At 70.8% G+C, this 25,531-nt stretch carries 24 protein-coding genes; 4 read left to right on the top strand and 20 right to left on the bottom strand.

Features of this window, described 5'->3' with window-relative positions:
- The first annotated feature begins 166 nt into the window (after positions 1–166).
- Positions 167–1,285, top strand: coding sequence for an LLM class flavin-dependent oxidoreductase (locus ACZ7MX_RS09130; protein ID WP_472130801.1), 1,119 nt, complete (start codon positions 167–169; stop codon positions 1,283–1,285).
- Positions 1,286–1,381: 96 nt separating this feature from the next.
- Here ACZ7MX_RS09130 and ACZ7MX_RS09125 read toward each other — a convergent pair whose 3' ends face one another.
- The 11 genes from ACZ7MX_RS09125 to ACZ7MX_RS09075 all read right to left on the bottom strand — a co-directional run bounded on the left by ACZ7MX_RS09125 (position 1,382) and on the right by ACZ7MX_RS09075 (position 12,865).
- The gene (locus ACZ7MX_RS09125) at positions 1,382–4,198 is read right to left on the bottom strand and encodes a DEAD/DEAH box helicase (RefSeq protein WP_472130799.1); all 2,817 of its coding nucleotides are present in this window, start codon (positions 4,196–4,198) and stop codon (positions 1,382–1,384) included.
- A gap of 147 nt (positions 4,199–4,345) precedes the next feature.
- The gene (tatC, locus tag ACZ7MX_RS09120) at positions 4,346–5,308 is read right to left on the bottom strand and encodes a twin-arginine translocase subunit TatC (RefSeq protein ID WP_472130797.1); all 963 of its coding nucleotides are present in this window, start codon (positions 5,306–5,308) and stop codon (positions 4,346–4,348) included.
- Positions 5,309–5,370: 62 nt separating this feature from the next.
- Positions 5,371–5,670: a Sec-independent protein translocase subunit TatA gene (tatA, locus tag ACZ7MX_RS09115; protein ID WP_472130795.1), complete on the bottom strand. Its 300-nt coding sequence runs from the start codon at positions 5,668–5,670 to the stop codon at positions 5,371–5,373.
- A gap of 243 nt (positions 5,671–5,913) precedes the next feature.
- Complete coding sequence (locus ACZ7MX_RS09110) at positions 5,914–6,129, bottom strand: hypothetical protein (protein ID WP_030801807.1); 216 nt, start codon at positions 6,127–6,129, stop codon at positions 5,914–5,916.
- Positions 6,130–6,145: 16 nt separating this feature from the next.
- Entirely contained in the window at positions 6,146–6,418 is a 273-nt protein-coding gene (locus ACZ7MX_RS09105) for a hypothetical protein (RefSeq protein WP_472130793.1), read from the bottom strand.
- A gap of 70 nt (positions 6,419–6,488) precedes the next feature.
- Complete coding sequence (locus ACZ7MX_RS09100; RefSeq protein ID WP_030801811.1) at positions 6,489–7,439, bottom strand: helix-turn-helix transcriptional regulator; 951 nt, start codon at positions 7,437–7,439, stop codon at positions 6,489–6,491.
- 20 nt (positions 7,440–7,459) lie between these two features.
- Positions 7,460–8,476: a helix-turn-helix transcriptional regulator gene (locus tag ACZ7MX_RS09095; protein ID WP_472130791.1), complete on the bottom strand. Its 1,017-nt coding sequence runs from the start codon at positions 8,474–8,476 to the stop codon at positions 7,460–7,462.
- A 153-nt stretch (positions 8,477–8,629) separates the two neighbouring features.
- Positions 8,630–9,004 carry an FKBP-type peptidyl-prolyl cis-trans isomerase gene (locus ACZ7MX_RS09090; RefSeq protein ID WP_472130789.1) on the bottom strand — a complete coding sequence of 125 codons (375 nt, stop codon included), beginning with the start codon at positions 9,002–9,004 and terminating at the stop codon, positions 8,630–8,632.
- Positions 9,005–9,073: 69 nt separating this feature from the next.
- Positions 9,074–10,099 (bottom strand): FKBP-type peptidyl-prolyl cis-trans isomerase, encoded by a 1,026-nt coding sequence (locus tag ACZ7MX_RS09085; RefSeq protein ID WP_472130787.1) that lies wholly within the window; start codon positions 10,097–10,099, stop codon positions 9,074–9,076.
- 135 nt (positions 10,100–10,234) lie between these two features.
- Positions 10,235–11,596 (bottom strand): Pup--protein ligase, encoded by a 1,362-nt coding sequence (pafA, locus tag ACZ7MX_RS09080; protein WP_030414300.1) that lies wholly within the window; start codon positions 11,594–11,596, stop codon positions 10,235–10,237.
- Between the two features lie 9 nt (positions 11,597–11,605).
- A complete protein-coding gene (locus tag ACZ7MX_RS09075) occupies positions 11,606–12,865 on the bottom strand; it encodes an MFS transporter (RefSeq protein WP_472130785.1) in 1,260 nt (419 codons plus the stop codon).
- A gap of 126 nt (positions 12,866–12,991) precedes the next feature.
- Here ACZ7MX_RS09075 and ACZ7MX_RS09070 point away from each other — a divergent pair, with 126 nt between their 5' ends.
- The gene (locus ACZ7MX_RS09070) at positions 12,992–14,164 is read left to right on the top strand and encodes a LacI family DNA-binding transcriptional regulator (protein ID WP_472130783.1); all 1,173 of its coding nucleotides are present in this window, start codon (positions 12,992–12,994) and stop codon (positions 14,162–14,164) included.
- 47 nt (positions 14,165–14,211) lie between these two features.
- Here the strand turns inward: ACZ7MX_RS09070 and prcA are convergent, their stop codons facing one another.
- The 6 genes from prcA to arc all read right to left on the bottom strand — a co-directional run bounded on the left by prcA (position 14,212) and on the right by arc (position 20,249).
- Positions 14,212–15,111, bottom strand: coding sequence for a proteasome subunit alpha (gene prcA / locus ACZ7MX_RS09065; RefSeq protein ID WP_472130781.1), 900 nt, complete (start codon positions 15,109–15,111; stop codon positions 14,212–14,214).
- 63 nt (positions 15,112–15,174) lie between these two features.
- A complete protein-coding gene (gene prcB / locus ACZ7MX_RS09060; protein ID WP_472130779.1) occupies positions 15,175–16,020 on the bottom strand; it encodes a proteasome subunit beta in 846 nt (281 codons plus the stop codon).
- On the bottom strand, positions 15,972–16,241 hold the full coding sequence (locus ACZ7MX_RS09055) for an endonuclease domain-containing protein (protein WP_472131357.1): 270 nt from the start codon (positions 16,239–16,241) through the stop codon (positions 15,972–15,974). The genes prcB and ACZ7MX_RS09055 overlap by 49 nt, the downstream gene beginning before the upstream one ends.
- 47 nt (positions 16,242–16,288) lie before the next feature.
- Positions 16,289–16,507: a ubiquitin-like protein Pup gene (locus ACZ7MX_RS09050; protein WP_030414306.1), complete on the bottom strand. Its 219-nt coding sequence runs from the start codon at positions 16,505–16,507 to the stop codon at positions 16,289–16,291.
- Between the two features lie 190 nt (positions 16,508–16,697).
- Complete coding sequence (dop, locus tag ACZ7MX_RS09045) at positions 16,698–18,209, bottom strand: depupylase/deamidase Dop (protein ID WP_472130777.1); 1,512 nt, start codon at positions 18,207–18,209, stop codon at positions 16,698–16,700.
- A 273-nt stretch (positions 18,210–18,482) separates the two neighbouring features.
- Positions 18,483–20,249 carry a proteasome ATPase gene (gene arc / locus ACZ7MX_RS09040; RefSeq protein ID WP_030801834.1) on the bottom strand — a complete coding sequence of 589 codons (1,767 nt, stop codon included), beginning with the start codon at positions 20,247–20,249 and terminating at the stop codon, positions 18,483–18,485.
- A gap of 249 nt (positions 20,250–20,498) precedes the next feature.
- On the opposite strand from arc, the gene ACZ7MX_RS09035 reads away from it, so the two are divergent.
- A complete protein-coding gene (locus ACZ7MX_RS09035) occupies positions 20,499–20,792 on the top strand; it encodes a ferredoxin (RefSeq protein WP_030801836.1) in 294 nt (97 codons plus the stop codon).
- 60 nt (positions 20,793–20,852) lie between these two features.
- Here the strand turns inward: ACZ7MX_RS09035 and ACZ7MX_RS09030 are convergent, their stop codons facing one another.
- From ACZ7MX_RS09030 to ACZ7MX_RS09020, 3 genes are all read right to left on the bottom strand, one after another.
- The gene (locus ACZ7MX_RS09030) at positions 20,853–21,434 is read right to left on the bottom strand and encodes a hypothetical protein (RefSeq protein WP_472130774.1); all 582 of its coding nucleotides are present in this window, start codon (positions 21,432–21,434) and stop codon (positions 20,853–20,855) included.
- Positions 21,435–21,949: 515 nt separating this feature from the next.
- Positions 21,950–22,912 carry a tRNA (adenine-N1)-methyltransferase gene (locus tag ACZ7MX_RS09025; RefSeq protein WP_472130772.1) on the bottom strand — a complete coding sequence of 321 codons (963 nt, stop codon included), beginning with the start codon at positions 22,910–22,912 and terminating at the stop codon, positions 21,950–21,952.
- Positions 22,913–23,019: 107 nt separating this feature from the next.
- Positions 23,020–24,228, bottom strand: coding sequence for a site-2 protease family protein (locus tag ACZ7MX_RS09020; protein ID WP_472131356.1), 1,209 nt, complete (start codon positions 24,226–24,228; stop codon positions 23,020–23,022).
- Between the two features lie 292 nt (positions 24,229–24,520).
- Between ACZ7MX_RS09020 and ACZ7MX_RS09015 the strand changes: the two genes are divergently transcribed.
- Complete coding sequence (locus ACZ7MX_RS09015; protein ID WP_472130770.1) at positions 24,521–25,441, top strand: RecB family exonuclease; 921 nt, start codon at positions 24,521–24,523, stop codon at positions 25,439–25,441.
- The last annotated feature ends 90 nt before the right edge of the window (positions 25,442–25,531 follow it).

Here is a 25,531-nt window from a genome sequence, read left to right as displayed (position 1 = left end):
CACTGAGCGCATGCGTCCTCACACGCGGCTGGTCACCCGTGACCACATCGACTTCGGTCGGGTGTGGTCCGCCTCCTGTTGCCGCTGACTTCTCCGTGGCGCGGACCTTCCCCCGCGATTCCCGGCGCCCGGCGCGCCCGACCTACGAGAAGACGAGGCCCTACCCATGCCTGTCGAGTTCCTCGGCATTGCCGCAACCCACGACGGTTCCGAAGTCACCCCCCGCTCCGGTGCGTCCTTCGACAAGGACTACACCCTCAAGCTGGCCCGCGCCCATGAGCAGTACGGCTGGGACCGGGTGCTGTTCGCCTACGGCTCCGGCTCCCCCGACCCCTCCCCGGCCGCCGCCTACGTCGCCGCCCGTACCGACACCCTGCAGATCCTGGTGGCGCACCGCCCCAACGTCTCGTACCCGACCTTCGCCGCGAAGACCTTCGCCACGCTCGACCGGATCAGCGACGGCCGGCTCGCGGTGCACTTCATCACCGGCGGCAACGACCACGAGCAGCGGCGCGAGGGCGACACCCTGACCAAGGACGAGCGCTACGACCGCACCCGGGAGTACATCCGCATCGTCAAGAAGGTCTGGACCACCCACGAGCCCTTCGACCACGAGGGCGCCCACTACCGCTTCCACGACTTCGTCTCCGACACCTTCCCCCTCCAACAGCCGCATCCACAGGTGTCGTTCGGGGGTTCGTCGCCGGCGGCGTACGCGGCGGGCGGTGCCGAGGCGGACATCTACTGCCTGTGGGGCGAACCGCTGGCGCAGACCGCCGAGCAGATCGCCTCGGTGCGGGCGGCGGCGCGGGCGGCCGGCCGCAGCGACGTCCCCCGGATCCAGGTCGCCTTCCGGCCGATCATCGCGCCCACGGAGGAACTGGCCTGGGAGAAGGCGCACCGCACCCTGGACCGGATCAGGGCGCGCAAGGCGGGCGGTGCGCTCAGCCGCCGCCATCCGCTGACCGACCCGCAGAACGCCGGCTCCCAGCGGCTGCTGGCGGTGGCGGCCGAGGGCGAACGGCACGACCGGGCACTGTGGACGCCGACCGCGGCGGAGACCGGCGGCGCGGGGAACTCCACCGCCCTGGTCGGCACACCGGAGACCGTCGCCCAGGCCCTGCTCGACTACTACGACCTGGGCGTGGACATCCTCTCCGCGCGCGGCTACGACCTGCTCGACGACGCCATCGACTTCGGCCGGTACGTCATCCCGCTCGTGCGCGAGGAGGTCGCCAAGCGCGACGCCGAGCGGGCGGCGGCGGACGCACGGCAGGCGTCGTAACCGCGCCGGACCGGCCCACGGCGACGGCGCCGCACCCCCCGCCGAGGGGAACGCGGCGCCGTCGCCGTGCGGTTCGCCGTCGCGCTCTACGGCCCGTCAGCCCACCGAGGAGTACGCGACCACGCCGCGCAGCACACCGTCCATGGCCCGGCGGGCGTTCTTCGCCACCGAACTGCCGGCCGGGGCGGCGGCCGCGATCTGGCCGAGGATGTCGACCAGTTGCTTGCACCAGCGGACGAAGTCGCCGGCCGGCATCTCCGCCTCGCGGAGCACCTCGTCCAGGCCGAAGCCGGCCGCCCAGCGATAGGCGGCCCAGGCGAAGCCGAGGTCCGGTTCGCGCTGGCCGACGCCCTCCGCCTGATTGATCCGGTGGTCCTCCTCCAGGGCGTCCAGCCGGCCCCAGATGCGGACCATCTCGCCCAGCGCGTCCCGCGCCTTGCCGGCCGGCAGCTTGGGGGCCACCGCGTCGTCCGCCTGCCGGGCCTCGTACACCAACGCGGAGACGCAGGCGGCGAGTTCGGCCGGACCGAGGTCCTCCCAGACACCGTCCCGCAGGCACTCGCTGGCCAGCAGGTCCAGCTCGCCGTAGAGCCGGGCGAGCCGGCGGCCCTCGTCGGTGACCTCGTCGCCTTCGAGGTAGCCCAGCTCGGTCAGCAGCGCACAGATCCGGTCGAAGGTGCGGGCGATGGTGTTCGTCCGGCCCTCGATGCGGCGCTCCAGCTGGCGGGTGTCCCGCAGCAGGCGGTGGTAGCGCTCCGCCCAGCGTGCGTGGTCCTCGCGCTCGTCGCAGCCGTGGCAGGGATGTGCGCGGATCGCGGTGCGCAGCCGGGAGATCTCGCGGTCGTCGACCGCCTCCGACCGGGGCTTGCGGTGGCGCGACGGCACGATGTGCCCGGCCTTCGTGCGCAGCGCGGACGCCAGATCGCGGCGGGACTGCGGGCTGCGGGCGTTGAACGACTTGGGGATCCGCATCCGGTCCAGCGCCGTCACCGGCACCGGGAAGTCGATCGAGCCGAGCCGCTTGACCTGCCGCTCGGCGGTCAGCACCAGCGGCCGCGGGCCGTCCTGCGACTCGAACCCGCGGTGGCCGTTGGTCCGGCCCGACGGCATACCGGGGTCCAGGACCAGCGCCAGGCCGGCGTACTTGCCGGTCGGCACATGGATCACATCGCCCGGCTTCAGCTTCTCCAGGGCCGCCGCGGCCGCCACCCGGCGCTGCGCGGCGCCCTGCTTGGCCAGCTCCGTCTCACGGTCCTTCAACTCCCGCCGCAGCCGGGAGTACTCCTCGAAGTCGCCGAGGTGGCAGGTCATCGAGGCGCGGTAGCCGTCCAGGCCCTCCTCGTTGCGCTGCACCTGCCGGGAGATGCCGACCACCGACTTGTCGGCCTGGAACTGGGCGAACGACATCTCCAGCAGCTCGCGCGAACGGTGCCGGCCGAACTGCGAGACGAGGTTGACCGCCATGTTGTACGACGGCTTGAACGACGACCGCAGCGGGTACGTCCGGGTGCCGGCGAGCCCGGCCAGCGCGGCCGGATTCATCCCGCGCTGCCACAGCACCACCGCATGGCCCTCGATGTCGATGCCGCGGCGCCCGGCCCGGCCGGTCAACTGGGTGTATTCGCCGGGGGTGATGTCGGCGTGCTGCTCGCCGTTCCACTTCACGAGCTTTTCCAGCACCACTGAACGCGCCGGCATGTTGATGCCCAGCGCCAGGGTCTCGGTGGCGAAGACGGCCTTCACCAGGCCCTTGACGAAGAGTTCCTCGACGACCTCCTTGAAGGTCGGCAGCATGCCGGCGTGGTGCGCCGCGATGCCCCGCTCCAGGCCCTCCAGCCACTCGTAATAGCCCAGCACATGGAGGTCGTCGTCCGGGATCCCGGCCGTCCGGGCCTCCACTGTGCGGCGGACCTGTTCGCGGCCCTCCGCGTCGTTGAGGCGCAGCCCCGAATACAGGCACTGCTGGACCGCGGCCTCGCAGCCGGCCCGGCTGAAGATGAAGGTGATCGCGGGCAGCAGGCCCTCGTTGTCGAGGCGGTCGATGACCTCGGGCCGGCTCGGCGTCCAGATCTGCGCCCGCTGCCGCCGCTCGCGCTCGCGGTCCGCCTCCCGCATCGTGCGGCCCCGGCGCTTGTCCCGGCCGAAGGTCGGCCGGCTGTTCTCCATCCGTGCGAGTCGTTCGAGGTCGGGATTGACCTCCCGGCGACCGCCCTTGGCGCCGTCCCGCTCCTCGAAGAGGTCGTATATCCGGCGGCCGGCGAGGACGTGCTGCCACAGCGGGACGGGACGGTGCTCGGAGACGATCACGGCGGTGTCGCCCCGCACCGTGTCGAGCCAGTCACCGAACTCCTCGGCGTTGGAGACCGTCGCGGACAGCGAGACCAGCGTCACCGATTCGGGGAGGTGGATGATCACCTCTTCCCAGACGGCGCCGCGGAAGCGGTCGGAGAGGTAGTGCACCTCGTCCATGACCACGTACGCCAGGCCGATCAGCGACTGGGAGCCGGCGTAGAGCATGTTCCGCAGGACCTCGGTGGTCATCACGATCACCGGCGCCTCGGAGTTGATGCTGTTGTCGCCGGTCAGCAGGCCGACCTTCGCCGCGCCGTACCGCTTGACCAGGTCCTGGTACTTCTGGTTGGACAGTGCCTTGATCGGCGTGGTGTAGAAGCATTTTCGGCCCTGCTCCAGGGCCAGGTGGACGGCGAACTCGCCGACGATCGTCTTGCCGGATCCGGTGGGGGCGGCGACCAGCACGCCCTGGCCGGCCTCCAGGGCCCGGCAGGCGTCGACCTGGAACGGGTCCAGCTCGAAGTCGTACAGCTCCCGGAAACCGGCAAGTGCGGTGGCCTGGTCGGCCGCCCGGAGCTTGGCGGCGGCATAGCGCTCAGCAGGGGACATGTCCTCGGTCATCGTGCTTACGAGCCTACCGGCCACCTCTGACAACGACCCGATCTTTATGTGCGGCCTTTACCGAGCGGGCGGGCACGTCCCGGCATACGAAACGGCCCCGGGCTCGCGCGAGCCCGGGGCCGTCACAGCAGGTGAGGGGTAGTCACCTCACGTCACGTCGTCGTAGCCGCCGCTCCGTGGTCCGGCGCCGTCGTCCGGTTCGCCGCTCGCCTGCTCCGGCAGCATCCGCCCCGAGGAGACCGGCTCGATCGCGCCGACCTCGGACGGCGTCAGATCGAGCGCCGACGCCTCGTCGTCGCTCAGCCCCGCGTCCGGGTTGCCCAGCCGGCGGCGGCGGTCGTTGAAGAGGCAGATGCCGGCGGCGCCGAAGTACAGCACCACGATCGGGGCGGCCAGCAGGCTCATGGTCAGCGGGTCACCGGTCGGGGTGGCGAGGGCCGCGAAGACCGTGATGCCGAGCACCATGAACCGCCACCAGCTCATGATCCGGCGCCCGGTGACCACCCCGCCGAAGTTGAGCAGCACCAGCAGCAGCGGCAGCTCGAAGGCGAGGCCGAAGACCACGATCATGCGCGTGACGATGTCGAAGAACTCGTCGGCCGGGAAGAGGTTGGCCCAGTCGTCCGGGGTCAGCCCCACCAGGGCACCCGCCGTGGTCGGCAGCACCGCGTAGGCGAGGTAGGCACCGGCCAGGAAGAGCGGCACGCCGGCGCCGACGAAGCTCAGCGCGTACTTCTTCTCGTGCTTGTGCAGGCCCGGTGCGAGGAAGGCCCAGAGCTGGTAGAGCCAGATCGGGCTGGCACCGACGACGCCGACCGTGAGGGACAGCTTGAGCAGGATGGTGAACGGCGCCAGCAGACCGTTGGCGGTGACCTCGGCGCACGGATGCGTACGCGGGGCGGTCACGCTGCCGCGCCCGCAGCCGACCGCGTCGATGACCGGCCCCGTGATGAAGTGGGCGATGGCGTCGTACTGCCACATCGCGACGACGGTGACGACACCGATCGCCAGCACCGACTTCAGCAGTCTGTTGCGCAGCTCACGCAGGTGCGCCGCGAGCGGCATCCGCCCCTCGGGGTCCTTCTCCTGCTTGCGGGCAGACTTGAGCAACCCACTTCCTCGTCTCGTGCATCAGCCGTCCCGGACCGGGCGGGGCGACGGGATCGGTTCGGTCAGCCCTGCTTGGTCGTCTGGCTCTGCTCGGCGACCGGACGCGAGCTGCTCACGTCGCCGGGCGCCGCCTGGATCGTGCGGGGAGCCTGCTGGCCGGCGTCGGCGGACGCCTCGGACGAGGTGCCGGTCGCGGCACCGTCCGCCTCGCCGTCCTTCTTCATCGCCTTGGCCTCGCTCTTGAGGATCCGGGCGGACTTGCCGAGCGAACGCGCCATGTCCGGGAGCTTCTTCGCGCCGAACAGCAGCACGATAACGACGAGGATCAGGATGATCTCGGGGGCCCTCAGGTTGCTCAACATGTGCGACTACCTTCTCGCCGGGGCGGCGTCTGCTGTGGTGCCTGCCGATGGGGTCGGGCTGGCGTCCTGGTGCTCGATCGATCGTAACGTTCGGTGGTGAACGTCCGGCAATCCCCGTGCAACCTCCGGATTGCCACGACCGCCGCGCTCTTCGAACCGCGGAGGAAGCCTACCTCTCCGCACTGCCGCACAGCAGGGCGCCGACCTCTCCGGCGACGTCCGGGCGCCGGCCCCGGCCCGGTGTCAGTCCCCGGCCCGGTCCCGGCCGGCCTCGTGCATCCGGGAGGCCAGCGGAACCGCCGCCCGTTCCAGGTCCTGGGCGGCCCGCTGGATCCGCTCCGACGCCGTGCCGACCTGGCGGGCCAGCCGGCGCACCTCGATGAAGACACGGACGGCGAGCACGCCCAGTACGGCGATCCCGAGGAAACCGAGGGCGATGGCGATCATGGGCCAGAGCATGGGGCGAGCCTACCGGTCAGCCCGAGTGCAGCCGCAGCGTGCGCACCCCGCCGCCGGTCAGCAGCTCGACGATCCGCTCACCGGCCGGCCGGCGCACCGCGCGCCGGCAGTCCGGGCAGGTGAAGGAGTAGAAGGTGGTACGGCGGCTGCCGCCGATGGCCAGCCGGAAGGCGTCCGAGGCCAGCTCGAAGCGGCCCCGGCAGTCCGGGCAGGCCGCCTTGAACAGCACCCGGGCGGTCACGTCCGCCGGGGCGGCGGTCGCCGCCCCGGTCGCCATGGTGGTCGTCATCCCTCGCTGCCTCCTCCTGGGCACGGCCCGCTCCCTGCGGCGTCCCTGCCCGGTGGCCGGGCCGGCCCGCTCACTCGCCGTACGCCGCGAGCGCCTGCTCGGCGGCGCGCCGGGCACTGTCCGCCAGCGCCTGCGGCGCCACGATCCGGCCGTCCCGGCCCAGCCGCAGCGCCAGCCGCCGCAGCGAGGCCGGGTCGGGGGTGCGCAGGGTGATCCGCAGCCCGCCGTCGGGCAGCTCCTCGGCGCTGTCGTGCGGGTAGTACTCGGCGACCCAGCGGCCGCCCGGCCCGACCTCGATGGACACCTCGGGGTCCTCGGCGGCCGGCTGCACCAGGCCCTCGGACAGGTCGCGCAGCTCGACCGGCGGCGGGTCGGCGGGCGCGTCCAGCAGCTTGATCTCGGCGACCCGGTCGAGCCGGAAGGTGCGCCGGGCCTCCGAGAGCCGGCACCAGGCCTCCATGTAGGTGTGGCCGACGGCGAACAGCCGGATCGGGTCCACCTCGCGCTCGGTCAGCTCGTCGCGGGCCGGGGAGTAGTAGCGCAGCCACAGCCGGCGCCGTTCGGCGATCGCCCGGTCGACGTCGGCGAACACCCCGCCCTCGGACTCGAAGGTCACCGAGAGCCGGGAGCTGGCGCCGGCCGCCTCACCGGCCGCCGCCTCCAGCTTGGCGGTGGCCCGCAGCAGCGCCTGCCGGTCGCCCTCCCGCAGCCCCGGGAGGGTGGCGACCGCGCGGGCCGCGACCAGCAGGGCGGTGGCCTCGTCGGCGGCCAGCCGCAGCGGCTCGGCGACGTCGTCGGGGTTGTGCCACCAGATGCGGTCGCCGTCGGTGTCGATGTCCAGCAGGTCGCCGCCGCGGAAGCTCGTGCCGCACATGGGCAGTACGTCGAGGTCGGCGATCAGCTCGTCCTCGGTGATGCCGAAGGCGCGCGCGACGTCGCCGACGCGGGCGCCGGGGCGCTCGCGCAGATACGTCACCAGCGACAGCATCCGGCGGGTCTGGTCGATCGCGTTCGTGGCCATGAGTGAAGCTCCCGTCCCTCTCAGCCCTTGGCCACGGCGCGCAGCCGGTCGATGACGTCGGCGCGCAGTTCCGCGGGTTCCAGTACGACCACGTCGGGCCCGAACTCCACCAGCCAGGCGTCGAGTCCGTGGCCGTTGGGGATCTCCAGCTCGTCCCAGCCGTCGCCCAGCTCCCGGACGGTCAGCGCGCGGGACCGCAGCGGATAGCCGTGCTCGGCGCGGAGCTTGATCCGGGCGGTGCCGGTGGCGGTCTCCCCCGCCCAGCTCTCGACGGTCTCGCGGACGGTGACGTGGTCGGGCACCGGCGCGGTGAACTTCCCTTGCCGGGAACGGACCTTGCCGGTGATCCGGGAGAGCCGGAAGACCCGCTCGGCCTGGCGCTCGCGGTCCCAGCCGGCGACGTACCAGTGGCCGCGCCAGCACTCCAGGATCCACGGCTCGACCTGGCGCTGCTCGGGGCGGGCGGCGTTGGACTTGCGGTAGTCGAAGACGACCGGGCGGCGGTCGCGGCAGGCCAGCATCAGCGGTTCGAAGGCGGCCTCGTGGGTGGGGATGCGGGGTTCGAGCGCGCTGTGCGGCTGCCCGGCGTCGTAGTCCTCGCCGTCCCCGGCCAGCGGCATCCCGGCCGCCCGCAGCTTCTGCAGCGCGCCGCTGGCCGCACCGGCCAGCCGGGCCTGCTGCCAGACCTTGGCGGCGAGCCCGAGGGCGGCGGCTTCCTCGGCGTCCAGGGTGATCGGGGGCAGCCGGTTGCTGTCGCGGCGGGCGAGGTAGCCGACCTCCCCGTCGATGCCCTCGACGGTCGCGATGACCAGCCCCAGCTCGCGCAGGTCGTCCTTGTCCCGCTCGAACATGCGGTTGAAGGCTTCGTCGCCGCCCGAAGTGCCGTTACCGGCCCCGAAGGCCGCGGCGTGTCCCGGCCCGAAGGCCTCGATGTATGCCTCGATGGACGAGCGGAGCTCGCGCTTGGTCAGCGGGCGTCGCGTCCCCAGCAGGCACAGCGCCAGATTCATCAGCCGCTCGGCCTTGGCAATGGCCATCGACGCCCTTTCTCGTTGTTCTCCCGATCGTTGACCGTACCGCTCGGGGTGCGGAAGGCAAAAGCCGAGGGCCCACGGCCGAGGGCCCGTGCCACGGGTGGCACGGGCCCTCGGGTGCGTCGGCGGCCGTCCCGGTCGGGAACGGCGGCGGCGTCAGACGGAGACCAGGTCGCAGACGAAGATCAGGGTCTCGTTGGGGGCGATCCGGCCGCCCCCGGCGCCCTGCGTGCCGTACGCCAGGTGCGGCGGGATGGTCAGCCGGCGGCGGCCGCCGACCTTCATGCCCTGGACGCCCTGGTCCCAGCCGGCGATGACCTGGCCGGCACCGAGCTGGAACTGCAGCGGCTTGCCGCGGTTCCAGCTGGCGTCGAACTCCTCGCCGGTGCTGAAGGACACACCGACGTAGTGGACGGAGACCATGTCCCCGGCCTTGGCGACCGGCCCGTCGCCCTCCGTCAGGTCCACGATTTCGAGCTCGGTGGGAGCCGGGCCCTCAGGAAAGTCGATCTCGGGCTTGTCGATGCTCACTGATGTGCTCCTACTTGCGAATCTTTACGATTACCGGGCCAGTCTCGCAGATCTTGACGTCGTCGCTGGTCAGACGGTGCCGACGATGTCGACCGAGAAGACCAGGGTGTTCTTGGCCAGCTCGTGCTGCGGGCTCGCGCCGTAGCCCAGCTTCGGCGGAATGACGATCTCCACCCGGTCACCGACGTGCTTGCCGACCAGCGCCTTGTCCCAGCCCTGGACAACCTGCCCGGTACCGATCTGGAACGCGGTCGCACCCCCGTGGTCCCAGGAGGAGTCGAACTTCTTGCCGTCCTCCCACTTCACACCGGTGTACTGCGCGATCAGCCCGTCGCCGGCCTTCACCTCGGGTCCCTTGCCCTTGATCAGCACCTGCTGCTCCAGGCCCTTGGGTGCCTTCTCCCCCTTGGGGACGGTGATCTTCGCGGCCTTCTCGTCCGCCGCGGTCACCTCCGGCATCCCGCTCTCGGCGTCGGCCTGCTTGCCCTCGGCCTTCGCCTTCTTGTCGACCTTCTTCGCGCCGACCACGTCGACGACCCACACCAGGCCGTCCCCCGGCTTGATCCCGGACTGCGGGTTCAGGCCCGCGCCGATCAGCGCCTTGGCGGTGCCCTCGACCTCGAACCGGCTGCCAACCTTCTGCCCGGCGACCGCCGACATCACCTTCGGCGGCAGCATCTGCTGCGTCATCTGGTCGGTGACCTCGCTGACGACCTGGGTGCGCGGCGCGCCCTTCGCGGCGCCGGGCTGCGGCGCCCAGCTGCTGCCGAGGTTCTGGCCCTTCATGGTCTGCGCCGCGAAGTCCAGGCGGACCAGGTCACCCTTCTTGACGGTCGCGCCCTTCCCCTGGACGAGGGTCTTGGTGACGGCCGTGTCGGACGGCTTGGCGCCCTTCGGCACCGTGATCTTGGGCTGCGCCCCCGGCTTGCCCGTGACCTTCACGACGGCTTCGCCCGACGAGCCCTTGCCGTCGTCGGACCCGCAGGCGGCGGTGATCAGCAGGAGGGGCACGGTCAGCGCGGCGACGGCGGCGCGACGGGTGTGCTTCGGGAACGAGCGGGGGTGCGGGGGCCGTGCCCCGGAGAGATTCAGCATCAGTCCAACTCGGGCTCGTGGGGTGGTGGGCAATGCCCGCCACTCTACGACCTGTGCCCGTGGACCCTTCCCGGCACAACACAGCAATGTGCCGGGAGCGCTCGGCTCCCGGCACATCTCCGCATTCCCCGCGGGTCACATCCCGGCGATCAGCTTCTCCACCCGGTCGTCCACCGAACGGAACGGGTCCTTGCACAGGACCGTACGCTGCGCCTGGTCATTGAGCTTGAGGTGCACCCAGTCGACGGTGAAATCCCGGCGCTGTTCCTGCGCCCGGCGGATGAAGTCACCGCGCAGCCGGGCCCGAGTCGTCTGCGGGGGCACCGACTTACCCTCGAAGATCTTCAAGTCATTGCAGATGCGCGCCGCTTGACCCTTTCGCTCCAGGAGGTAGTAAAGCCCCCGGCGGCGGTGAATGTCGTGATACGCGAGGTCTATCTGCGCCACTCGTGGGTGGGACATCGTGATGTTGTTCTTCGTGCGGTACCGCTCGATCAGCTGATGCTTCATCACCCAGTCGATCTCGGTCGAGATGCGGTCCAGTTCCTGGTCCCGGATCGCCTCCAGGGTGCGGCCCCACAGTTCCAGTACGCGCTCCACGAGACCGGTGCGGATTCCGCGGCGGTCGCAGAAATCCACCGCCTTTTCGTAGTACTCCTGCTGGACCTCCAGCGCCGAGGCCTCCCGCCCGCTGGCCAGCCGCACCTTGCGCTGACCGGTGGTGTCGTGGCTGACCTCGCGGATCGCGCGGATCGGATTCTCCAGCGTCAGATCGCGCATGACCGTGCCGGCCTCGATCATCCGCAGGACGAGGTCCGTGGCGCCCACCTTGAGCATCATCGTCGTCTCGGACATGTTCGAGTCGCCGACGATGACGTGCAGCCGGCGGTAGCGCTCGGCGTCCGCATGCGGTTCGTCACGGGTGTTGATGATCGGGCGGGAGCGGGTGGTCGCCGAGGAGACGCCCTCCCAGATGTGCTCCGCGCGCTGGCTGACGCAGTAGACGGCGCCCCGCGGCGTCTGCAGGACCTTGCCCGCGCCGCAGAGCAGCTGGCGGGTGACCAGGAACGGAATGAGGATGTCCGCGAGCCGGGAGAACTCGCCGTGGCGGGCGACGAGGTAATTCTCGTGGCAGCCGTAGGAGTTTCCCGCCGAATCGGTGTTGTTCTTGAACAGATAGACGTCGCCCGCGATTCCCTCCTCATGCAGGCGGCGCTCGGCGTCGACGAGCAGGCCCTCGAGAATGCGCTCACCGGCCTTGTCGTGGGTGACCAGCTCGGTCACGTTGTCGCACTCGGGAGTTGCGTATTCCGGGTGCGAGCCCACGTCCAGGTACAGGCGGGCGCCGTTCCGCAGGAAGACATTGCTGCTGCGGCCCCATGACACGACACGGCGGAAGAGGTACCGCGCCACTTCGTCAGGCGACAGTCGGCGCTGTCCCCTGAACGTGCACGTGACGCCGTACTCGTTCTCCAGCCCGAAAATGCGGCGGTCCATGACTGAACATTACGCCTGACGGCCTGCTCTGAAACCGGGTTCGGCGGCCCCGTTTCGATCATTTTCCGCCGGGGCCGCACCCGGCGTACGCCGCCCGGGCTCCCCGAGAAATCGCTTCGTCGACAAAAGGACGAGCAGTGCGGCGAGTCCGCCCGCCCCCGCCACCGCGAAGCCGGCCTGTGCTCCGCCGCCCTCCACGGCCGGGCCCGCGACCGACATGCCCACCGCCGACCCCACCCCGAAGGTCGTCACCAGCCACGAAAACGCCTCCGTGACCGTGCCCTTGGGCGCGTGCCGGTCCACCACCACGAACGCACACGCCAGCGCCGGCGCCAGGAACACCCCGGCGACACCGGTCAGCGCGGTCATCCCGGCCACCCCGGGGACCAGCACCAGCGGCAGATACCCCAGCGCCAGCAGCCCGATCAGCAGCCGCAGCCGGTTCTCCGGACGCCCCGGCCAGTCCCGGGCGCCGTAGACCAGCCCGCCGGCCAGCGCCCCGGCGCCCAGCGCGGAGAGCAGCCAGCTGGAGACCGCCCCGCCGCCGTGCTCGTCCGCGTACGCCACCGCCGCGACCGCGATCGATCCCAGCGCCAGGCCCACGAAGAAGAACGCCCCGATCAGCACCAGCATCCCGGCCGACCGCAGCGCGCCCAGCCAGTGCGCCTCGCGGGGCCCGCTGCGCCACTGCCGGGACGGCGGCGAGACGACGACCGAGAGCGCCCCGAGCACTCCCACCGCGTTGATCACCAGCAGCGCGGCCCCCGCCGACCACGCCGCCACGCACAGCGTCACCAGCAACGGACCCACCGCGAACATGACTTCCTGCGCCACCGCGTCCAGCGCGTAGGCGGCGTGCACCCGGTCCGGGCGCTTGAGCACGCCCGGCCACAGCGCCCGCAGCCCGCCCTCCAGAGGGGGCGTGAAGAAACCGGCGACCACCATGGCCGCGTAGGCGAGCCACAGCACGTCCAGGCCGACGGCCGCCAGCAGCGCCATGCCGAGCGCGGAGAGCACCGAAGCGGGCAGCATCACCCGCGGCTGCCCGTAGAGGTCCACGGCCCGGCCGAGCAGCGGCTGGCCGATCGCGTTGCACACGCCGTAGACCGCCGAGAGTGCGCCGGCCAGGGCGTAGCTGCCGCCCTCGGCCCGCGCGAACAGCACCACCGCCAGCGCGGCGGTGGCGTTCGGCAGCCGGCCGATCAGCGTGCCGGCCAGCAGCCGGGCCGCATGCCGGGTTCTCAGCAGCTCCGCATACCCCGCGGCCATCCCCGCCCCTTTTCCGTCCGGTCCGGCCCGGACACCAGTGTTACGTATAACGTCCTCCGTCATACGTACCATGGCGGCAACCCGCGGTCCACCCCGCGGCGGCCCGAGTGAGGAGCGAGACACCCCGTGACCAGCCAGGAGGCCACGACACCGGCCGGTGCGAGCACCGGCTCCAGCGAAGCGGCCGGCACCGCGCGGCCCGGCCGGCCGGGGGGCACCCGCGCCACCAGCCGCGATGTGGCCCGGGCCGCCGGCGTCTCGCAGGCCGCCGTCTCGCTCGTCCTCGGTGACAAATGGCGCGGCCGGGTCTCCCCCGGGAAGGCCGAGGCGGTCCGCGCGGCCGCCCGCGAGCTGGGCTACCGCCCCAACCTCGCCGCCCGCAGCCTCCGCATGGGCCGCACCCGCACCGTGCTCCTCGTCGTCCCCGCCCTCACCACGGAATTCTTCGCCCGGGTCTACACCGGAGCCGCCCGGATCGCCGCCGACCACGGCTTCGGTGTCGTCCTCTACCCCTCCCCCGAGGGCATCGGCCCGTCCCACCCGTCGCCCACCACCACCCCCAGCGGAAGGCCCGTTCGGGCCCCTTTGATTCCAGACCCCTTCGACTCCGCCGCCGCCACCCTCGACGGAGTGATCGCCTCCTCCATGGCCGCCGAGGCCCTCACCGCCCTGCGCGCCGCCGACCTCCCCCTCGTCATGCTCGACAGCGACCCCGACGACGCGCGCGCGAGCGCCACCGTCAACCTCGATATCGCCGCCGGCGCACGGCAGTTGACCGGCCATCTGACCGCTCTCGGGCACCGCCGCATCACCCACCTCGCCGCCGACGTCCGCTCCTGGACCTTCGAGGTACGCGCCCGGGCCGTCACCGAGGCCCTCGACGCCGTCCCCGGTACGCTGCTGCGCCGGCAGCCCGCCGCCCTCGGCGTCGACGCCGGTCTGCAGGCCGCACACGCCGCGCTGACCGGCCCCGGCCCCCGCCCCACCGCCCTGCTCTGCGACGACGACATCATCGCCGCCGGCGCCTGCAAGGCCGTACGCCGCCTCGGCCTGCGCGTCCCCGAGGACGTCTCGGTGACCGGCTTCGACGACCTCGCCCTGGCCCTCGCGGTGGAACCCGAGCTGACCACCGTACGACTGCCCGCGGAGGAGTTCGGCGAGGCCGGGATGCACGCCCTGATGGCCGTGCTCGACGGCCGCCCCGCGCAGGAACCCACCCTGCCGGTCGAACTGGTCACCCGCGGCTCCACCGCCCCGCCGCCGGCCGGGCCCGACAACGGGGCGCGCCCCGGCGGGTAGTGACCCACCGGGGCGCGCACACCGGGCACCGGCCCGGAAAACCGTCCTTACAGCAGCGGTTCGCCGTCCGGACCGTCCTTGCCCTTGACGTCCTTGACGTCCTTGTCCTTGGCGTCCTTGTCCTTGGCGTCCTTGTCCTTGGCGCCGCCGCCCTTGGCGCCCTTGCCGCCGGCGCCCTCCGCGGTGGCCCCGGACTCCCCGGCACCGGCATCCGCGTCCGCCGCCGGCTCCTCGGCGCCCGCCGATCCGCTCTCCTCCAGGAGACGGGACAACTGGCGGCCCAGGATCCGCTTGAACTTGCGCTGCTGCGGCCGCGTACGGTCCAGCGTCGCCACTTCGAGCTGCTCCGCGGTCAGCCGGCGCTCGCCGCCGTTGTTGTCCCGCGACAGGGACTCCACGGCCAGCTTCAGCGCCTCGGACAGCGTCATGCCGTCACGGTGCCGCTGGTCCAGATAGCTGCTGATCTGGTCCGCGTTGCCGCCGACCGCCACCGAGCCGTGCTCGTCGACGATCGAGCCGTCGTGCGGCAGCCGGTAGATCTGGTCCTCCTCGGGGGCACTGCCCACCTCGGCGACGATCAGCTCGACCTCGTACGGCTTCTCGGCGGCGCTGGAGAAAATCGTGCCGAGCGTCTGGGCGTAGACATTGGCCAGACCGCGCGCGGTCACGTCCTCGCGGTCGTAGGTGTAACCCCGCAGATCGGCATAGCGCACACCGCCGATCCGCAGATTCTCGAACTCGTTGTATTTCCCGACCGCCGCAAAGGCGATCCGGTCATAGATCTCGCTGACCTTGTGCAGGGCGCGGGAGGGATTCTCGGCGACGAAAACCACGCCGTCGGTGTATTGCAGCACCACGACGCTGCGGCCGCGCGCAATGCCCTTGCGGGCGTATTCGGCGCGGTCGGCCATGGCCTGCTGGGGTGAGACATAGAACGGCGTCGACACCGGCTATCCGTCCCTTCCTGTCAAAAGCTCTCTCAGTGGCGGCATTGCGGAACGTCCGTCCCGTCAGAGCAGCGCGGCCCGCGGGCCGTCGGGCTGGTCGAGGCGGCGCTCGTGAATGGCACGGGCGATGTCCGCGACCTCCTCGTCGGACAGCCTCCGGAAGCCCTCTTCGGTGATCACCGTGACGATCGGGTAGATCCGCCGCGCCATGTCGGGCCCGCCGGTCGCCGAGTCGTCGTCCGCCGCGTCGTACAGGGCCTGGACGACCGCGGTGGCGGCCTGACCCTCCGTGAAGTCCTCCTGGAAGAGCTTCTTCAGTGCGCTGCGCGCGAAGACCGAGCCGGAGCCGGTCGCGGCGAAGCCCTGCTCCTCGGAGCGACCGCCGGTGACGTCGTACGAGAAGATCCGGCCCTTCTCGCGGTCGAGGTCGTAACCGGCGAAGAGCGGCACCACGGCCAGCCCCTGCATCGCCATTCCGAGATTGCTGCGGATCATCGTCGACAGGCGGTTCGCCTTGCCCTCCAGGGAGAGTTGGGCGCCTTCGACCTTCTCGAAGTGCTCCAGCTCCAGCTGGAACAGCTTGACCATTTCGACGGCGAGACCGGCGGTGCCGGCGATACCGACCGCGCTGTATTCGTCGGCCGGGAAAACCTTCTCGATATCACGCTGCGCAATGACATTGCCCATCGTCGCCCGCCGGTCGCCGGCCAGCACCACTCCCCCGGGGAACGTGGCGGCCACGATCGTCGTGCCGTGCGGCGCCTCGATGGCTCCCTGCACCGGCGGCAACGGGCGGTTGCCCGGCAGCAGATCGGGTGAGTGCGCACCGAGAAAGTCCATGAACGACGAGGATCCAGGCGTCAGGAAGGCAGCTGGTAGACGCCCGGTGCTTCGAGTATTGGCTTCCACACGTTTCCTTCCGGATATGCGATGGCCCTGCGGAGTGCGCCCGGGTCATCCCTCAACTTGCCGAGTGCCGAGTTGCAGTTGATGCACGGTACACCCCGGACCTTACCCGCCCTGTGGGCGTGATCCACATGCTGATCGTCCTGCGCGGACCGGGACCGGGGCGAAGCGTGCGCGCGGTCCGGCCCGGCCGCACCGCGCGCAGCGCGTCGCACGCTGTTCATCCGTCGCTCGCCCACCCCGCCACCTTCGATGTGAAGGCTAAGGTGGTCTACTCTCCGCCCTTTTGCACGAAGGACCGCACGAAGTCCTCAGCATTCTCTTCGAGGACGTCGTCGATCTCGTCCAGGACGGAGTCCACGTCGTCGCTCAGCTTCTCCTGCCGTTCCTTGAGGTCCTCGGAAACCTGCGCGTCCTGCGCCTGCTCCTCGACCTCCTCGGTGGAACGGGTGGCCTTGGCCTGTCCGCCGCCGCTGTCCTTGGTCGCCATATCCCTCACCCCGCTCGGTTTTCCCCGCTCGATGTGACCTTCAAGATCCGACCCTACAAGCAGGGTCCGACATCGGCCCTGCTGTTGCTGCAACGCCCGGGGGTCACCTCGATGATTCCCGTACCGCGACGATTTCAGCCGCGAATCGGCGGGCGATCGTCCGCGGATCCTGTCGTGCACCTGCCGTTCCTCAGCGGCCGGACAGCGTCCTCACCAGCTCCTCCGCGGTCCGGCAGCGGTCGAGCAGCTCCTTGACGTGCTTACGGGTACCGCGCAGCGGCTCCAGGGTGGGGACCCGTTGCAGGGAGTCGCGGCCGGGCAGGTCGAAGATGACCGAATCCCACGAGGCGGCCGCCACGTCGTCGGCGTACTGGTCCAGGCAGCGTCCCCGGAAATAGGCCCTGGTGTCCTCCGGAGGCTTCTGCTGGGCCCGCCGGACCTCGGCCTCGTCCAGGAGCCGCTTCATCTTGCCGCGGGCCGCCAGACGGTTGTACAGGCCCTTCTCGGGCCGTACGTCGGCGTACTGCAGGTCGATGAGGTGCAGCCGGGCGGCGTCCCAGTCCAGGCCGTCGCGGCGGCGGTAGCCCTCCATGAGCTCCCGCTTGGCCACCCAGTCCAGCTCGCCCGAGAGGCTCATCGGGTCGTTCTCCAGCCGGCCCAGCACGTCCTCCCACCTGGTCAGGACGTCCTTGGTCTGCTCGTCCGCATCCGCTCCGTAACGGTCCTCCACGTATTTGCGGGCCAGCTCGAAGTACTCCATCTGGAGCTGGACCGCGGTGAGCGTGCGGCCGCTGCGGAGGGTGATCAGGCGCTGCAGGGTGGGGTCGTGCGAGACCTGGTGGAGGGTGCGGACGGGCTGGTCGACGGCGAGGTCGACGGCGATGAAGCCGTCCTCGATCATGGCCAGGACCAGGGAGGTCGTGCCCAGCTTGAGGTACGTCGAGATCTCGGAGAGGTTCGCGTCGCCGATGATCACGTGCAGCCGGCGGTATTTCTCGGCGTCGGCGTGCGGCTCGTCGCGGGTGTTGATGATGGGCCGCTTGAGGGTCGTCTCCAGGCCGACCTCCACCTCGAAGTAGTCGGCGCGCTGGCTGAGCTGGAAGCCGTGCTCGTGGCCGTCCTGGCCGATGCCGACCCGTCCGGCGCCGGTGACGACCTGGCGGGAGACGAAGAACGGGGTCAGGTGGCGCACGATGTCCGAGAACGGGGTCTCCCGTTTCATCAGGTAGTTCTCGTGCGTGCCGTAGGAGGCGCCCTTGTTGTCGGTGTTGTTCTTGTAGAGGTGGATCGGCTGGGCGCCGGGTACCTGGGCGGCCCGCTCGGCGGCCTCGGCCATGATCCGTTCGCCGGCCTTGTCCCACAGGACGGCGTCGCGGGGGTTGGTGACCTCGGGGGCACTGTATTCGGGGTGTGCGTGGTCGACGTAGAGCCTGGCGCCGTTCGTGAGGATCACATTGGCCAGGCCGATGTCCTCGTCCGTGAGCTGGCTGGCGTCGGCGTTCTCGCGTGCGAGGTCGAAGCCGCGGGCGTCCCGCAGCGGGTTCTCCTCCTCGAAATCCCAGCGGGCACGGCGTGCCCGGTGCATCGCGGCCGCGTAGGCGTTGACGACCTGGGATGAGGTGAGCATGGCATTGGCGTTCGGGTGGCCGGGGACGGAGATCCCGTACTCCGTCTCGATTCCCATTACTCGCCGTACGGTCATGCGGCCCTCCTTGCCCGGCGGCGCCCCCGGATGGGGTCGGCGCTCAAGTACCGCTGCGCTTCCGTTCCGCGTGCGTGCCCCACGCCCGCACAGCGTGACGCAGCGGTACCGAAGAGCCTAGAACGCCTTTGCGGCGCTGGGGAGATCATTACAGTCATTGCTCCAGTCCGGTTTTCCCTGTCCATCGCTCTGAAATGGGGCGGCTGCGGCGTCCCCGGAAATGCGTCCGGCTGCGGACGCCCCGTGCAGGACATCCGCAGCCGGAGAGCGGTGTTACAGGTATTGGCCGGTATTCGCCACCGTGTCGATGGAGCGACCGGTGTCGGCGCCTTGCTTTCCGGTGACCAGAGTGCGGATGTATACGATCCGCTCGCCCTTCTTTCCGGAGATCCGGGCCCAGTCGTCCGGGTTCGTGGTGTTGGGCAGGTCCTCATTCTCCTTGAACTCGTCCACACAAGCCTGGAGGAGGTGGGAGACCCGCAGACCCTTCTGATTGTGTTCGAGGAAGGCCTTGATGGCCATCTTCTTCGCTCGTCCGACGATGTTTTCGATCATCGCACCGGAGTTGAAGTCCTTGAAGTAGAGGACTTCCTTGTCACCATTGGCGTAGGTGACCTCCAGGAAGCGGTTCTCCTCGGATTCCGCGTACATCTGCTCGACGACCGACTGGATCATCCCGCTGACCGCCGCCCTGCGCGAGTCGCCGTGCTCGGCGAGGTCGTCGGAGTGCAGCGGGAGGTTTTCCGTGAGGTACTTCGAGAAGATGTCCTTGGCGGCCTCCGCGTCCGGGCGCTCGATCTTGATTTTCACGTCGAGACGGCCGGGCCGCAGAATTGCCGGGTCGATCATGTCCTCCCGGTTGGAGGCACCGATCACGATCACGTTCTCCAGGCCCTCGACGCCGTCGATCTCCGAGAGCAGCTGGGGGACGATGGTGTTCTCCACGTCCGAGCTGACGCCGGAGCCGCGGGTGCGGAAGAGCGAGTCCATCTCGTCGAAGAAGACGATGACGGGCGTGCCCTCGCTCGCCTTTTCCCGGGCGCGCTGGAAGACCAGCCGGATGTGCCGCTCCGTCTCACCGACGTATTTGTTGAGCAGCTCGGGGCCCTTGATGTTGAGGAAGAAGCTCTTCCCCGCGGGCTGCCCGGTCACCTCGGCGACCTTCTTGGCAAGGGAGTTGGCGACCGCCTTGGCGATGAGCGTCTTGCCGCAGCCGGGCGGGCCGTAGAGCAAAACGCCCTTGGGCGGCCGGAGTTCGTGCTCCTTGAAGAGGTCGGGGTAGAGGTACGGAAGCTCGACCGCGTCCCGGATCTGCTCGATCTGGCCGCCCAGACCGCCGATCTTGGTGTAGTCGATGTCCGGGACCTCTTCGAGGACGAGTTCCTCGACCTCGCTCTTCGGGATGACTTCGTAGACGTAGCCGGAGCGCGGTTCGAGCAGCAGGGCGTCGCCGGGGCGGATGGTGGTGTCCAGCAGCGGCTCGGCGAGCCTCACCACCCGCTCCTCGTCGGTGTGCCCGATCACCAGGGCGCGCACGCCGTCCTCAAGGATTTCCTTGAGGGTGACGATGTCGCCGGCGCTCTCGAACTCCATGGCCTCGACCACATTGAGCGCTTCGTTGAGCATGACCTCCTGGCCGCGCCTGAGGTCCTCGGTCTCCACGCTCGGGCTGACATTGACCCGGAGTTTTCTGCCTCCGGTGAAAATGTCGACCGTGCCGTCCTCGTTCGCCTGCAGGAAGACACCGAAGCCGGCCGGCGGCTGTGCGAGCCGGTCGACCTCTTCCTTGAGGGCGACGATCTGGTCACGGGCCTCGCGGAGCGTATTGGCAAGACGCTCGTTCTGCGCCGAGACGCCGGCCAGGTTGGTCTGCAGCTCGACGATCCGCTCTTCGAGAATCCTCGTGTGACGCGGAGAGTCGGCGAGCTTGCGTCGCAGGACGGCGATCTCCTGCTCGAGATAGGCAACCTGGCCGGCGGGATCTTCAGACCCCCGCCCCGGCCGGATGCCGCGGTTGATGTCGTCGTCGTGGGCTGCCACGGTCCTCACCTCCTCCAAGGAGCTGGACGCTTCCTGACCCTACCTGGGCCGGTGCAGGTTGAAACCCCTAGATCGAAAAGACTGTCGGGGTGTGTCCGATCTTCACCCTTGCGCACGTCCTCCCGCCAAGGGAATACCCACCCATCAACATCGGAAAGCGAGCGGTTGTATCGTCGAGTCGGTCAACACCCGTCAGGGCTGGCGCCACTTAGACAAAAACGGTTCACGTACGCAGGAACGGCAGGCGAGATGACCGCGCAGGACGAAGCCCCAGAGCTGGAAGTCTGGATCGACCAGGATCTCTGCACCGGGGACGGCATCTGTGCGCAGTACGCGCCGGAGGTCTTCGAGCTGGACATCGACGGCCTGGCCTACGTGAAGAGCGCCGATGACGAGCTGCTCCAGGAGGAGGGCGCCACAACGCCCGTCCCGCTGAAGCTGCTCGCCGACGTCCGGGACTCGGCGAAGGAGTGCCCCGGGGACTGCATCCACGTGCGCCGGGTCAGCGACCGCGTCGAGGTCTACGGCCCGGACGCCGAGTGAACCGACGCTGAGTGAACCGGAGGAAGCGGAAAGCTCCCTCCGCGTACCTGCTGTAGCGACTCAGACACCTTTGGTGCTCGTCGCGGCGGGCAGTTCGCTCTGGATGAACTTCCCGTCCCGCCATTGCCATTTGACGCTCTTGTGCACGTCGGGGCAGCAGCGCGGCACGTTCAGGTCGGAGTAGCCCAGCAGCGCCGCCGAGATCACCCCGTTCTCCACCGCCAGGGACTGGACGCTGCGCTGCTGGGCGGGGGCGACGAGGGTCGCCACGATGCGCGGGGCGGCGTGCGGGTCGGTGGGACGGGCGAGGACGTAGACGCCGCTGGGCGGGGTGCCGGTGTCGCTGTGGCAGCGGACCACGGCGACCGTCTCGGTCGTGCCGTCGCCGTCGAGGTCGCCGGACGCCTTCTTGACCACCTCGGGGCGGTTGGGGCCGCAGGTGACCGGAAAGGTGGCCTTGCCGGGATCGGGGGCGGAGGAGTGCCGGCCGGCCGCGGTGTTGCGGGAGGTGGTGGCGGTGGCGTCCGGGGGCTGGACGAAGGACGCGCCCGCGACGACCGCCGAGAGGGCGGTGGCGGTGGCGAGCCAGTGCATGGGGCGCGGCTGGGTGTGCAAGAGGTCCTGGCCTGCCATGGGCTGCACGCGGGGTAACTCCTGTGAAGTGCTGTGCCGGTGGGAGTGCCCAGCATCGTTCCACAGGACAGGGCGGCAAGGAACCAGCTGGAGGGGAGTTTTCGGGGTTTCCCGTGGGGGTTCCGTAAGGGTTGTCGCCGGGGGTCCCTCAGGGGGCCCTTAGGGGATCCCTTAAGGGTCGCGTGAGCCCCTGACCGGTGAACGGAGGGGGGACGGTGGGGGTTCCCGGAGGTGAGGGCCGTGGGGGTTCCCGGAGGTGGGGGCCGTGGGGGCCGAGGGCTTGTGTCCGGGGGGAGGGGGACCCGTCGCCGGGAGGGGGATGGGTGGGCCCGTGGCCGAGAGGGGCGGGTGGCTCGTGGCTGGGGGACGGGTGGCCCGTCGCCGCCGGTTCTGGGGGGAAGTGGGCGAAGGCGCCGCCGGCGGGTTCCGGGGGGAACTCGGCGGCGGCGCCCAGGGGTTCGGTGGCCGGTTGCGGGCGGCCGGTGACGGTGTGTGGAGGGTGTGAGGTGGTCGGCGGCGCCGGGTCAGGCGCCGTCGGTGGGGTCGCCCGTGGTGGGGTCGCCCGTGATGGCCGTGCCCTTGTCCTTGCCGGCTGCCCTGTCGCGGCCGCCCGGACCGGTGTAGTCCTCGCCGTACGCACCCTTGGCGGGACGGCGGCGGCGGAGCGGGGGCTCGACGCCGTCGGCGAGGCGGCGGGCGGTGAGCAGGAAGCCGGTGTGGCCGATCATGCGGTGGTCGGGGCGGACCGCGAGGCCCTCGACGTGCCAGGTGCGGACCATGGTTTCCCAGGCCGACGGCTCGTTGAAGGTGCCGTGCTCGCGGATCGCCTCAACGGTGCGGGCCAGCTGGGTGGTGGTCGCGACGTAGGCGCAGAGGATGCCGCCGGGCACCAGGGCCTTGGAGACGGCCTCCAGGCACTCCCAGGGGGCGAGCATGTCCAGGATGACGCGGTCGACGTCGGTGTCGGAGAGGTTGTCCTGGAGGTCACCGACGGTGAGCGTCCATGCCGGGTGCGGGCCGCCGAAGTAGCGCTCGACGTTCTGCGTGGCGATCTCGGCGAAGTCGGCGCGGCGCTCGTAGGAGTGCAGCATGCCGTCGTCGCCGATGGCGCGCAGCAGGAAGCTGCTGAGCGAGCCGGAGCCCACGCCCGCCTCGACGACGCGCGCGCCGGGGAAGATGTCGGCCATCGCCAGGATCTGCCCCGCGTCCTTGGGGTAGACCACGGCGGCGCCGCGGGGCATGGACAGGACGTAGTCGGGGAGCAGCGGGCGCAGCGCGAGGTAGGCGACGTTCCCGGTGGTACGGACAACGCTGCCCTCGGGAGCACCGATCAGCTCGTCGTGGGGGAAGGCTCCCTTGTGGGTGTGGAAGCTCTTTCCCTCTTCGAGCGTGAAGGTGTAGTGGCGTCCCTTGGGGTCGGTGAGCTGGACCTGGTCCCCGACCTTGAAGGGCCCGCGACGGCGGGCGGCACCGGTCGGTTCGGACATGTGACCAGCCTACCGGGCCGTGGGGCCGCCACTGACCACGGGCGAGGGAGCACGCGTGAGGGAGCGGCGGTGAGAGGGCAGGGCTGGGGCGCGGAGGCGGAGGGCGCCTAGTGGGGGCGTGCCATTGCCGAGACGAAGGCGCGTTCGACGTCGGCGGTGGAGAGGACGCCGTAGATCTCGCCGGTCCGCTCGACGACGAGGTATTCGGTGGCGGGGGTGGCGCGGAGGTATTCCAGCAGGTCCTCGCCGGCGAGCTCGGCGGAGACCCGCATGCCGTCCTTGAGGTCCTGGGCGAGGGTGCCGACGGGTACCCAGGGGCGGCGGTGGTCGGGGACGCCGACGATGGCGGCCTCGCGGACGAGGGCGGTGGGACGTCCCTGGGGGTCGACGACGACCAGGGCGCGGGCTCCCGCGTCGTTGGCGCGGCGCAGGGCCTCGGAGAGCGGGGTGGCGGTCTCGACGGGCACCGCGCGGCGGGTGAGGGTGCGGGCGGTGAGCTCGGGGAGGCGTTCGCGGAGCCGGGCCATCCGCAGGCTGTTGCCGGCGCCGGTCCAGATGATGGCGGCGAGGATCGCGGCGAGCAGGGCGTCGGTGAGGGAGTCGGCGTCGCCGATCTCGGGGCGGGCGTTGCCGAGGGCGCCGGTGTGGGTGAGCAGCGGCAGGCCGATGAGGACGGTGACGGCGAGGGCGCGGCCGACCCAGGCGGCGGCGATGGTGCCGGTCATCGGTTTGCCGGTGATCTTCCAGACGACGGCGCGGAGCATCCGGCCGCCGTCCAGGGGGAGGCCGGGCAGCAGGTTGAAGATCGCGACGATGAGGTTGGAGATCATCAGGCCGGCGAGCAGGACGCCGGGGACCGTGCCCGGTTCGACCAGGTGCATCCCGGCGTAGAAGACCGCGGCGAGGACGAGGGAGAGCAGCGGGCCGACGAAGGCGAGGACGAATTCCCGGCCGGGGCTCTCGCTCTCCTTCTCGATCTCCGAGACACCGCCGAAGAACTGGAGCTGGATGCGGCGGACGGGGAGTTTGAAGCGGAGCGCGGCGACGGTGTGGGCCAGCTCGTGGACGAGGACCGAGGCGTAGAAGGCGACGGCGAAGAAGAGCGAGACGAGGTAGCGGGCGGCGCCGAGCTCCGGCAGCACGCGCTCCAGTTGCCCGCCGAAGACCCAGGTGATCAGGGCGGCGACCAGGAACCAGCTGGGGGCCACGTAGACGGGCACGCCGAAGGGACGGCCCATCAGGATGCCGCCGCCCTTCCCGCCCGGTGGGGGCGCCTTGGGGCCCTCGGTCTCCTTGGTGTCCTCGGTGTCCTTGATGTCCCCGGTGTTCTTGGTGGCCTCGGTGGTCTCGGTGGCCTTGGCGTCCTTGGGCGGCTCGGGCGGCTGGGGCCGCACGGACTCCTCGGGGTCCTGCGGCTTCCCGCTCTCGTCCACAGTGTCCCCTCATCGAATACGGCTTTCGCCCCTGCTCGGCCTGATATCCCGATCATGCAGGGCGCAGGGGTCCGGCGTCGATGGTATGCGGAGTGGCGTGCGCCGGTCGGTCGCGGGGCGCCTCCGGCGCAGGGCCGTCCGCGCCTGTCAGTGGCGGGCCGTAGGGTTTTGTGCCATGGGATGGAGCACGGAGCAGGACGGGACGGGCACGCAGGGTGGGCAGGACGCCCAGGAGGTGTCCGGCGTGGGGGCCGCCGGGGAGCGGGGCGGGGAGCCGGCGCGGCCGCCGGTGGCGCTGTCGCCGTCGCGGGCGAGCGATTTCATGCAGTGCCCGTTGCTCTACCGGTTCCGGGTGATCGACCGGCTGCCGGAGAAGCCGAGCCCGGCGGCGACCCGGGGCACGGTCGTCCATGCGGTGCTGGAGCGGCTCTTCGACGCCCCGGCGGCGGCGCGTACGGCGGCGGGGGCCCGCGCCATGGTGCCGGGCGAGTGGGAGCGGCTGCTGGCCAAGCGGCCGGAGCTGGCCGAGCTGTTCGCGGACGATCCGGAGGGTGAGCGGCTGGCGGCGTGGCTGGCGGAGGCCGAGGCGCTGGTGGAGCGGTGGTTCTCGCTGGAGGATCCGCAGCGGCTGGAGCCGGCCGACCGTGAGCTGTACGTCGAGACGGAGCTTGCGTCGGGGCTGCGGCTGCGGGGCTTCATCGACCGGGTGGACGTCGCGCCGACGGGCGAGGTGCGGATCGTCGACTACAAGACGGGGAAGGCGCCGCGGCCGGAGTTCGCCGAGGGCGCGCTGTTCCAGATGAAGTTCTACGCACTGGTGATCTGGCGGCTGCGGGGTGTGGTGCCGCGACGGCTGCAGCTGGTCTATCTGGGCAGCGGCGATGTGCGGACGTACGACCCGGGTGAGGCCGATCTGCGGGCGGTGGAGCGGAAGTTGCTGGCGCTGTGGGAGGCGATCCGGCTGGCGACGGAGACCGGCGACTGGCGACCGCGGCCGACGAAGCTGTGCGGCTGGTGCGACCACCGTGCGCACTGTCCGGAATTCGGCGGTACTCCCCCGGTCTACCCGTTGCCGGTTGCCCGTGCGGGTGACTGACGGACCTCCGGCCGGGGTTCCGGGGGGCCGGCCCGCAGGCAGCACGGTCGCTTCCCGTGCGCCCGGCGGACGGCGGCGGGGGGCCGCAGG

Source organism: Streptomyces sp. NPDC107765 (assembly GCF_055657085.1).
The sequence above is the reverse complement of the archived record's forward strand: the minus strand, read 5'-3'. Positions and strand labels throughout refer to the sequence as shown.